Raw genomic sequence first — 9,400 nt, forward strand, 5'->3', positions numbered from 1 at the left:
GACCGAACTGTAGATCCCGGCTGCCGGGTCGGCTACCGGCGCCGATGCCGAGGGTTGACCGCGCGCCGCACTCAAGGTTACGGTGCCGCCAAGTGAACGATCGTTAACCTTACAGCGCACCGACCTCCTTGCCGACGTGCGCGACGATCGGCGACGCACCATTCGAGAAAGCGACCTCATGACTCACCCCGACACCGTGGCCGAGCGGCTCACCCGCCTCGAGGATCTCGAGGCGATCCGGCTGCTCGACGCGCAGTACTGCCGCCATCTCGACGACGGGAACTGGGACGATCTGTTGTCCCTTTTCACCGAGGACGGCGAGTTCGACGGGCTCTCCCATCCGGTCGGCAAGCCGGCGATGGCCGAGTTCTTCGCCGGACTGGAGTCCGGCGGGCTCACCGAGTTCTGGCACTTCGTGACCAACCTCGAGATCGAGCTCGAGGGTGACACTGCCGTCGCTCGATCCTTCCTCTGGCAGCCGTGCGCCCTCGACGGCACCGCAACCATCGCCGCGGGCCGATACACCGACAGCCTCGTCAAGGTCGACGGCCGGTGGCTCTACCGCGTCAAGCAGGTGCGGTTCCACTTCTTCGGTCCGCTCGCGGACGGGTGGGCCGACGGCAGGTTCGGGCTCGAGTCGGCACGCGCTGCGGCGGTGACGCGATGACGACGACGTGGTCGGAGGTCCTGCGCCTCCCCGAGTTGGTCGAGCTGCGTCGTCGGCGCCGCGTCCTGACCGCGACGCTCGGCGCCGTCGCTGCACTGTTGTTCGCCGGATTCCTCGTCGGATTCGCGGCATTCCCGGAGGAACTGGGCGAGACGCGTCCGTTCGACGTCCCGCTCTCCCTGTGGATCGTGTTCTCCCAGTTCGCCGGCACCTGGGTTCTCGTGTGGGCGTACTTCCGGTTCTCCCGGACCTATGTGGGCCCGGCGGTCGACGCCGCGGTCGACGCCCTCACCGACCACCGCACCGACTCCACGCGCATCACCGCCCTCACCTCGGAGCTCGGAGGCCCCCGATCATGAACTCGGACACCAATTTCCTCGCCGTCGGCGTCTGTGTTGCCGTCATCTCCCTGACGCTCTGGGTGACGTTCGCCGCCTCTCGGCGCTCTCGAAGCGCCGACGGATTCTTCGCCGCCGGACGGTCGATCACCGGGTGGCAGAACGGATTCGCGATCGCCGGCGAGTTCATCTCGGCCGGCAGCTTCCTCGGAACCACCGGGCTGATCTTCTACCAGGGCATCGACGGGGCGGTGATTCTCTGCACGTCGGTGGTCTCGTTCCTCCCGGTGCTGTTCTTCCTCGCCGAGAAGATGCGCAACGTCGGAAAGTACACGCTCGCCGACGTTCTCGTCTTCCGCACCGGCGCACGGCGGGTGCGCGTCGTGGTCGCACTGAGCACGATCACCACCGGCACCTTCGTCCTGCTGGCACAGCTCGTCGCGGCCGGGGTCCTGCTGCAGTCGGTGTCCGGTATCCCGTTCGGGCTGTCCGTGGTGGTCGCCGGGACGCTGATGGGCGTCTACGTGTTCGTGGGCGGCATGCTCGCAACCACGTGGGTCCAGGTGATCAAGTCCACGATCCTCGCCACGCTGGCGATCGTCGTCGGCGCCGGCGTACTGGCGCGCTTCGGTTTCGGCATCCCCGCCATGCTGGACAACGCGACCCGCAACGCCGCAGCCGGGGATGCGATCCTCACTCCCGGGTTGATATTCGGCGAGACGGGAGTGCTGAACCTCGTGTCCTACTCGCTGGCCTTCGCATTGGGCACGGCGGGCATGGCGCACATCCTCATTCGGTTCTTCACCGTTCCGGAGGCGAGCACCGCGCGCAAGTCCATCGGCTGGACCGTGGGCCTGTGCAGCATGTTCTACCTCATCGTCATCGTCATGGGCTTCGGCGCCGCGGCCGTGCTCGGGCCCGACGGTCCGCAGCAGGTCGGCCCCGGTGGCAACCTCGCCGCCCCGGTGCTGGTGACCGAACTGGGCGGCGGGCCCGGAACCGTCGGCGGATCCATCGCACTCGCCCTGGTGGCGGCCGTGGCCTTCGCTAGCATCGTCGCGGTCGTGGCCGGCGTCGTCATCTCCGCCGCAGGAACGTTCGCGCGGGACGTCTGGCCCAGTCTGTCTCGTCGCGAAAGGACCCGCGTCGTCGCGGGATCCACCGCGGAGCCGTCGAGGAACGACGACGCCCGCGACGCGCGGATCGCCCGCTACGGGGCCGTGGCGATCAGCGCCCTCGCCGTCGTCCTGACCATGATGATCGGCGATTCCACCAACATCACATACTTCATGGGCATGGCGTTCATGGTCGCCGGCAGCGCCCACCTGCCGAGCCTGTTGCTCTCGTTGAACTGGCGCGGGTTCACCAGCAGCGGTGCCGTCTGGGGAATTTCGGTGGGACTGGTGTCGACCGTCGTCAGTCTGATGTTCACCGAGGCTCTGTGGTTCGGCGACGGCCCCGCTCCGCTGGGCCTCCAACTTCCCGTCGTCATCACGATGCCCCTCGGCGCCGCGGCCGCCATCGTCGCCTCGCTGGTGCAGACACGACGCCAGGGCAGCGATCTCGATCGAGACGAGCGCTTCGCCGAGATGGTCGTCCGCGCCGAGACCGGATGGGGTGCCGAACGCTCCTCGGTGGCCTGACCCCACCCGGTGTGTCCGCGTGGTCCTCGCCGACGCTCGCACGGCCGTCGGCGGGGACCGTGCTCCGAGTTACGCTCCGCACCACGCGTGCTAAGCATGCGCGGTGTCTCCCGATCCCACCCTCTTCACCGTCCTCGACCTCTCGGGAACGTTCGTCTTCGCCCTGAACGGCGCGCTGACTGCCATCCGCGCCACGAGACTCGACGTGGTCGGGGTCGTCGCCCTGGGCATGACCACGGCGCTCGGCGGCGGCGTGATCCGCGACCTCTGTCTCGGTGAGGCCCCACCGGCCACCTTCCGCGACTGGCGATACTTCGCGTTGGCGATCGCCGGAGCTCTCATCGCCTACCTGCTGAACCGACTGCTCGACAGAATCGGTACGTCGATCCTGCTGTTCGACGCGGTGGGTCTGGGGGTGTTCGCGGTCCTGGGTGCGAGCAAGGCACTCGACACGGGCCTCGGAGTGGCACCCGCGCTCGCGCTCGGGGTCATCTCGGGCGTGGGCGGTGGAACGATCAGAGACGTCATGACGGGGCAGGTCCCCACGGTCTTTCGTGCCGAGCTCTACGCCATCCCGGCCATGATCGCTGCCGCACTCGCCGTCCTGTCCGTGCGTCTCGAGGTGTACGGCACCCTGTCCGCCGTCGGTGCGGTACTCGTCTGCGTCGTCATCCGCGTCGTCAGTGCCCGGCGCGAGTGGAACGCCCCGCCGCCCCCGTCGATCTGGCGCACGCCCGGCGGGGACCGCTAAGCAGTTCCGCCGTCGGACTCGCCCAGCCACGCCATGCCGGCGACCACGAGTGCAGCCGTGCCCGTGTCGAGCGTCGGCTGGATCACCGGCGCGAAATTCGCGGCGTGATTGACCGGGATGTCCGACCCGACGGTGCCTTTCGCTAAGGCGGACTCGTAGAGGTCGGCGTCGATGCCCCCGAGTCCCCAGTAGGTGTACGGCACACCGAGCGCGACCGGGATGTCGCTGAAATCCTCACTGGCGGACTGCGGTGCCATCTCGACCACCGCGTCGCCGAAGTGGTCCGCGAAGGCCGCTGCGACTCGGTCCGTCGTCGCGTCGTCGTTCTCGGTGAGAGGGAACGAGTCGAACAGCTCGAAGTCCGGCCGACGCGGCGATCCCGACGCGTCGCACTCCGCGACCACGATGCGCTCGATGGCGGCCAATACCGCGGCGCGTACCGCGTCGCTGTACGTGCGGATGTTCAGCTCCAGCACGGCGCGATCACTGATGACATTGCTCTTGGACCCCGCCCGCACGCTCCCGACGGTGACCAGTGCCGTCTCGGTCGGTGCGACCTCGCGCGACACGATGGTCTGCAGCCTGATCACGATCATGGCCGCGAGGACGACGGGATCGACGGCCGCCTGCGGCATCGAACCGTGCGAGCCGCGGCCGTAGACCGTGATGCGCATGCTGTCTGCGGCCGAGAGCACCGCGCCCCTGCGGGTGCCGAGACGCCCTGCGGGAGCGGGCAGTACGTGCTGCGCGAGCGCGACGTCCACCGGCGGAAGCAGCTCCGCCAGGCCACCGTCGACCATGCTCGTCGCACCGACGGCGGTCTCCTCGGCCGGCTGGAACAACGCGACGACGGTCCCGTTCCACGCATCTCGCGTGGCGGAGAACAGAGCGGCCGCACCCAGCAAACAGGCGACATGGACGTCGTGACCGCAGGCATGCATCACCGGCACGGACTCGCCGTCAGCGTCGGTCGTCGTGACGGAACTGGAGTAGTCCAGGCCGGTGTCCTCTCGCACCGGGAGAGCGTCCATGTCCGCACGCAGGAGCACGGTCGGGCCCTCACCGTTGCGAAGCACGCCGATCAACCCGGTACCGCCGATGTTCTCGGTGACCTCGAGACCGTCGCGGCGAAGCCGTTCGGCGACCCGCCCCGCCGTCCTCGTCTCCTGACCCGACAGCTCCGGATGGGCGTGCAGGTCCCGGTAGAAGTCCTCCTGCCAGGCCCGTACGTCGTCGAGTCCGCGCAGAAGCTTCTCGGTGGTCATGGCCGTCGACCCTACGCCCGGCGCGCGCTTGCACCGACCGCCGCGGTCGGGGTCCGAAGACATCGTCGTCCGCGCCGGTGGTTTCGATGGAGTGGAGACGCGACACCGTCTGAACCGCTGGTGACAGGCGCAATGGAGCCCCCTGTCAGGATTGAACTGACGACCTTTCGCTTACAAGGCGAGTGCTCTACCACTGAGCTAAGGAGGCGCGCCCGGCGAACCGGACGCGGCCATCATAACGGCCCGTCCGTCGCGCCTGTCCCGTCGACCACGACGTTGTTGCCCCCGTCCCGCTTGGCGCGGTACATGGCGAGGTCGGCGCGGTCGAGCAGTCGGCCGAGCATGGTGGGACACAGTCCGTCCCAGTCGGCGACGTCCTCGACGGCGACGCCGACGGACGCCGTCACCGGGGTACGGTCGTTCGCCCGGTGGATCTCGGTGACCAGGGACCGCGCGAAGGCTCGGGCGTCGTCGCCGGGCACCACGACGGCGAACTCCTCGCCGCCCAGTCGCGCGGAGACGGCGCCGGGTGGGCTGAGTTCCTCGATCCGCGCGGCCGTGGCGCGCAGAACCTCGTCGCCGACGGCGTGGCCGAATCGGTCGTTGACGGATTTGAACGCGTCGAGGTCCAGGCAGAGGACGGACAGGTGGTCCGGTCGGTGGTCCCTCATCAGCGCCGCGACGGCGGTGTGCATCCCTCGTCGGTTGCGCAGACCGGTCAGCTGATCGAACAAGGCGCGCGAGGCGTCGTTCCGCAGCGCCGTGAGGAAGACGTGGTTGAGAGTCGACGCGGTGAACAGCAGTCCGAGCACCAGAACGAATGTGGCGATCACCTCGGGGGCCGGTGCGACACCGGCGGAAAGCACCCGGGCGAAGACCACCACGGCCACGAGGAGCGACCACGCCTCCTGCGCCACGAACACCCGCGCGTCGTGCATCGCCGTCACGTAGTTGCCGACGGTCACCATGATCGCGACCGCGTAGAGACTGAGGGTGCTCGGTGGCGTCGACAGAATGCCGACGGGGATGGTGATGCCGGCGTAGGCGATGAAGGCGAGCGAGCCCCGGCGGCTCGGGAACGTCCCGCGCGCCCACCAGCAGCCGGCCCCGACGGCGCTCGCCGCAGCGATCAACAACTGGACCGTCGCTCCGTTGGCCACGGGCGAGAACACCAGAACGACGGCGATGATCGCGACGAGGAAACACCCGGCCGCCGTGACGTACGGCGCCCGACGCAACAGCGGATGGGCGCGATGGTAATCGCGGATCCAGTCGTAGTCGGGCGTCGCCGACCACCAGTCCCTCAGTGCGCTCACGCCGCCACCAGTTCTCCTCGCGGGCGCCCGACGGGCGCGCTGTTGCACCCGCACCACAGTCTCGTGTTCGGGATTCAAGCACACGGAACAACGGCCCGAGCCATTTCGGTACCAGGTCCGGGTTTCGCACCGGAAACCGTCACCGAGCCCGCCCCGTCGAGCGGGTCACGGCGGGCGCCGAGACGACGCCCCGGACCAGGGAACACACAGGCGGGGCCGGTACCTTCTCCAAGCGAGAGCACCTTCAGCGATCACCCCCGCACACCCCTTCGACGGCCGAGAGAGAGGCATGACGTTCCTGCAGGGCCTGACGTCGACATTGCGCCGGATGACCGGCGAACGACGGGCCATCGTCGACACCCCGGCGGGCGCTCCGAGCCCGCTCAAGCCCATCGATCTCACGGACGATGCGTCCGTGGCCGAGGTTCTCGACCTCGCCGTCCGTGTCGGCGAGGTGACGCTTGCGGCGGGCACCGGCGCCATCGACACCGCGGCCCAGGTGCAGTTCGTCGCCGCGACGTACGGGTTGAACCGCTGCGACGTGGACGTGACGTACAACTCGATCACCATCAGCGCCTACCGTGGCCCCACGCTCCCGCCGGCGAGCACCATGCGCATCGTCCACTACCGGTCGATGGACTTCACGCGCCTGGCCGCCGTCGACGGCCTCGCGCGCAAGATCCGCTTGCAGGTGCCGACGCCGTCGGACGCCCTGGCGGAGCTCGACGACATCATCACCGCCCCCCATCCCTACAACCGCTGGATCGCCACGCTCGCCTGGGCGGGGATGGCGGCGTCGATCTCGGTGCTGCTCGGCGGTGGGGTTCTGGTGGCCGTGGTCAGCTTCCTCACCACGATGGTGATCGATCGAGTCGGCCGCGTCCTCAACCGCGCCGGTCTCCCGTTCTTCTTCCAGCAGGTGGTGGGCGGGTTCATCGCCTCGGCGCCGGCGATCACGCTCTACTCGTATCAGGCCGAGCTGGGCATCTCGATCTCCCCGTCGCAGATCATCGCGGCCGGAGTGACCGTGCTGCTCTCGGGTCTGTCACTGGTGGGCTCGGTGCAGGACGCCATCACCGGCGCTCCCATCACCGCGGCGGCCCGGTTCTTCGAACTCCTCATGATGACCGGCGGCATCATCGCGGGCGTCGCGACGACGCTCCGGCTCGCCGCCCTGCTCGGCGCGGAGCTTCCCGTGCTGAGCAACGTCGCTCCCCCGGACATCACCGAGGTGCCGACGAAGGTGCTCGCGGGTGCCGTGGCGTCGGCGTTCTATGCCCTGGCCTGCTATGCGGAGCAGCGGGGTCTCTCCGCGGCGTTCGCCGGCGGATTCGCGGGCGCGTTGTTCTTCCTGATCGCGCAGCAGGTGGGGTTCGGCCCCGTGCTCTCGAGCGCGATCGCCGCGACGGTGGTCGGCTTCGTCGGCGGTCTGCTCGCCCGTCGCGCGCTGATTCCGCCGCTGATCGTGGCCGTCGCGGGCATCACGCCGCTGCTGCCCGGCCTCTCGGTCTACCGAGGGCTGTTCGCCCTCCTCGGCGATCAGACGCTGCTGGGCATGAGCGCCCTGCTGGCCGCGCTGGGAACGGGCGGTGCGCTGGCGGGTGGAGTCACCCTGGGGGAATGGGGGGCGCGGACGCTGCGCCGGCCGCGCATCGTCGAGCGGGCCGGATCGCTGCGTCGCCCGTCTCTGAAACTGGTGCGTCCGGACGCTCGACGGATCAAGCGCCCGGACGCCGTGCGATCACTGCTGCCCATCCGCAACCGGAAGCCCATGGACGGCCGGTGGGACGGAGAGCGCTGACGGATCAGCTGGAGGGATTCTCCGCGCGCTGACGCGCGTCCTCCTCCATGGCCTCACGCAGGCTGCGGGGGCGCATGTCGGTCCAGTTCTGCTCGACGTACTCGAGGCACGCCTTGCGGCTCTCCTCGCCGAACACCACGCGCCAACCCTGCGGAACCTCGGCGAACGTCGGCCACAGCGAATGCTGATCCTCGTCGTTGACCAGAACGTAGAAGCGTCCGTCTTCGTCGTCGAACGGGTTGGTGCTCATCGTGCCTCGCTCACTGCAAAAGTCGGCGCCGGGCGATCCCGACGGTCTGCGGTCCGGTCGACCCTAGCAAGGGTCGCCGACCCGGCACGTCGCACGAGGACGGAGTGGAGAATTTCACCGGACCGCACCGCGACGTTGGAGAGCAGGGACGACGTGATCCCGTGCGTCGATTCCGTGCCGCCCTGGAGGTAGACGGCGGTACGACCGTCGTCGGCAGCGCCGACTCCATCGACTCCGTCACCGTCCTCACCTGCGACCAGCCGGTAGTCCCGCGTGACGACGCGCGGCGCGTCGTCGTCGGGAGCCAGGTCGCCGAGCAGGGGACGCAGCGGCGACGGTCGGAATCCGGTGGCGAGCACCAGGGCGTCGCAGACGAGGGTGTCGGCGATGCCGTCGATGCCGTCCCGCACGGTGACCTCGATGCCGTCGGCGGTCTCGACGGCGGCGTCGATCGTGGACGCGCGGCGCATGAACAGCCTGCGATGACCGCTCACCCGTTCGGCGTACTCGGTGCGGTAGAGCTCCTCGATGAGTTCGAGATCCACCACCGAGTAGTTGGTGCTGCGGTGCAGCGCGAGCAATCGGGCGCGCTCGTCCGCCGGGGCGCGGTGCAGCTCGTCGACCGCCTCCGGGTCGAAGATGCGGTTGGCGTAGGGGCTGTCGTCGGCCGGGCTGTAGCCGTACCGCGCGAAGATGCTGTGCACCTCCGCGTGCGGGTGGTGCGCGTGGAGGTACTGCACCACCTCGGCCGCGGATTGCCCGGCGCCGAGCACCGCGAAGCGTCCGTGCGTGGGGCGGGGCAGCTCGGCCATTCGGCCGAGGAAGTCGTGGTTGTGGAAGCACCGCGCCGAGAGAGTCGCCCACTCGGGCACCCGCTGCTGCAGGCCGGCCCCGACCGCGACGTTGCGGGTGTGGAGGACCCGGCCGTCGTCGCACTGCACGACGAGCTCGTCGCCGACGCGCCGCACGGCGGTGACGGACGTGCCGTAGCACACGTCGGCGTCCACGCGATCCGCAGCCCACGACAGGTAGTCGTGGAACTCGAGCCGGGTGGGGAAGAACGTCTGGTGGTTGACGAAGTCGACCAACCGACCGCGCGCGAACAGGTACTGGAAGAAGGTGTACTCGCTGCTGGGGTTGCGGAACGTCGCGAGGTCCTTCGGGAAGGCGATCTGCATGGTTGCGCCCTCGAGCAGCATGCCGGGGTGCCACCCGAAGGCGTCCTGCCGTTCGACGAAGATTGCGCGCACCTGCTCGCCGGGGGCGCAGGACCGGTTGTGTTCCTCGATCGCGATGGCCAACGCGAGGTTGGCCGGGCCGAAGCCGATACCGACCACGTCCAGCGTGTCGTCACCCGTCATGTGTCCAC

9 protein-coding genes and 1 tRNA gene are annotated in these 9,400 nt (G+C 69.1%); 5 read left to right on the plus strand and 5 right to left on the minus strand.

Annotation, left to right across the window (positions count from 1 at the left end):
• Positions 1-178 precede the first annotated feature (178 nt).
• The 4 genes from A3Q40_RS14825 (at position 179) to A3Q40_RS14840 (ending at position 3,399) form a co-directional block, all read left to right on the plus strand.
• Complete coding sequence (locus A3Q40_RS14825; protein ID WP_068106335.1) at positions 179-667, plus strand: nuclear transport factor 2 family protein; 489 nt, start codon at positions 179-181, stop codon at positions 665-667.
• Complete coding sequence (locus tag A3Q40_RS14830) at positions 664-1,026, plus strand: DUF485 domain-containing protein (protein WP_068103281.1); 363 nt, start codon at positions 664-666, stop codon at positions 1,024-1,026. Before A3Q40_RS14825 ends, A3Q40_RS14830 begins: the two co-directional genes overlap by 4 nt.
• Positions 1,023-2,648, plus strand: a complete 1,626-nt coding sequence (locus A3Q40_RS14835) for a solute symporter family protein (protein WP_068103282.1) — start codon at positions 1,023-1,025, stop codon at positions 2,646-2,648. Before A3Q40_RS14830 ends, A3Q40_RS14835 begins: the two co-directional genes overlap by 4 nt.
• 103 nt (positions 2,649-2,751) lie before the next feature.
• Entirely contained in the window at positions 2,752-3,399 is a 648-nt protein-coding gene (locus A3Q40_RS14840) for a trimeric intracellular cation channel family protein (protein ID WP_068103284.1), read from the plus strand.
• Here the strand turns inward: A3Q40_RS14840 and A3Q40_RS14845 are convergent.
• From A3Q40_RS14845 to A3Q40_RS14855, 3 genes are all read right to left on the minus strand, one after another.
• On the minus strand, positions 3,396-4,664 hold the full coding sequence (locus A3Q40_RS14845) for an amidohydrolase (RefSeq protein WP_068103286.1): 1,269 nt from the start codon (positions 4,662-4,664) through the stop codon (positions 3,396-3,398). The two genes, A3Q40_RS14840 and A3Q40_RS14845, sit on opposite strands and share 4 nt — an antisense overlap.
• Before the next feature lie 133 nt (positions 4,665-4,797).
• Positions 4,798-4,872, minus strand: a tRNA-Thr gene (locus A3Q40_RS14850).
• A 25-nt stretch (positions 4,873-4,897) separates the two neighbouring features.
• Complete coding sequence (locus A3Q40_RS14855) at positions 4,898-5,980, minus strand: GGDEF domain-containing protein (protein ID WP_068103288.1); 1,083 nt, start codon at positions 5,978-5,980, stop codon at positions 4,898-4,900.
• A gap of 298 nt (positions 5,981-6,278) precedes the next feature.
• Between A3Q40_RS14855 and A3Q40_RS14860 the strand changes: the two genes are divergently transcribed.
• Positions 6,279-7,781 carry a threonine/serine ThrE exporter family protein gene (locus A3Q40_RS14860; RefSeq protein WP_201133089.1) on the plus strand — a complete coding sequence of 501 codons (1,503 nt, stop codon included), beginning with the start codon at positions 6,279-6,281 and terminating at the stop codon, positions 7,779-7,781.
• Positions 7,782-7,785: 4 nt separating this feature from the next.
• Here the strand turns inward: A3Q40_RS14860 and A3Q40_RS14865 are convergent, their stop codons facing one another.
• Both A3Q40_RS14865 and A3Q40_RS14870 read right to left on the minus strand, forming a co-directional pair.
• Positions 7,786-8,031 (minus strand): MbtH family protein, encoded by a 246-nt coding sequence (locus tag A3Q40_RS14865; RefSeq protein WP_068103290.1) that lies wholly within the window; start codon positions 8,029-8,031, stop codon positions 7,786-7,788.
• Positions 8,028-9,392 (minus strand): lysine N(6)-hydroxylase/L-ornithine N(5)-oxygenase family protein, encoded by a 1,365-nt coding sequence (locus tag A3Q40_RS14870; RefSeq protein WP_068103291.1) that lies wholly within the window; start codon positions 9,390-9,392, stop codon positions 8,028-8,030. Before A3Q40_RS14870 ends, A3Q40_RS14865 begins: the two co-directional genes overlap by 4 nt.
• Positions 9,393-9,400: the final 8 nt, after the last annotated feature.

Origin of the sequence: Rhodococcus sp. PBTS 1, assembly GCF_001620025.1 — a bacterium.
Lineage (GTDB): Bacteria > Actinomycetota > Actinomycetes > Mycobacteriales > Mycobacteriaceae > Rhodococcoides > Rhodococcoides kroppenstedtii.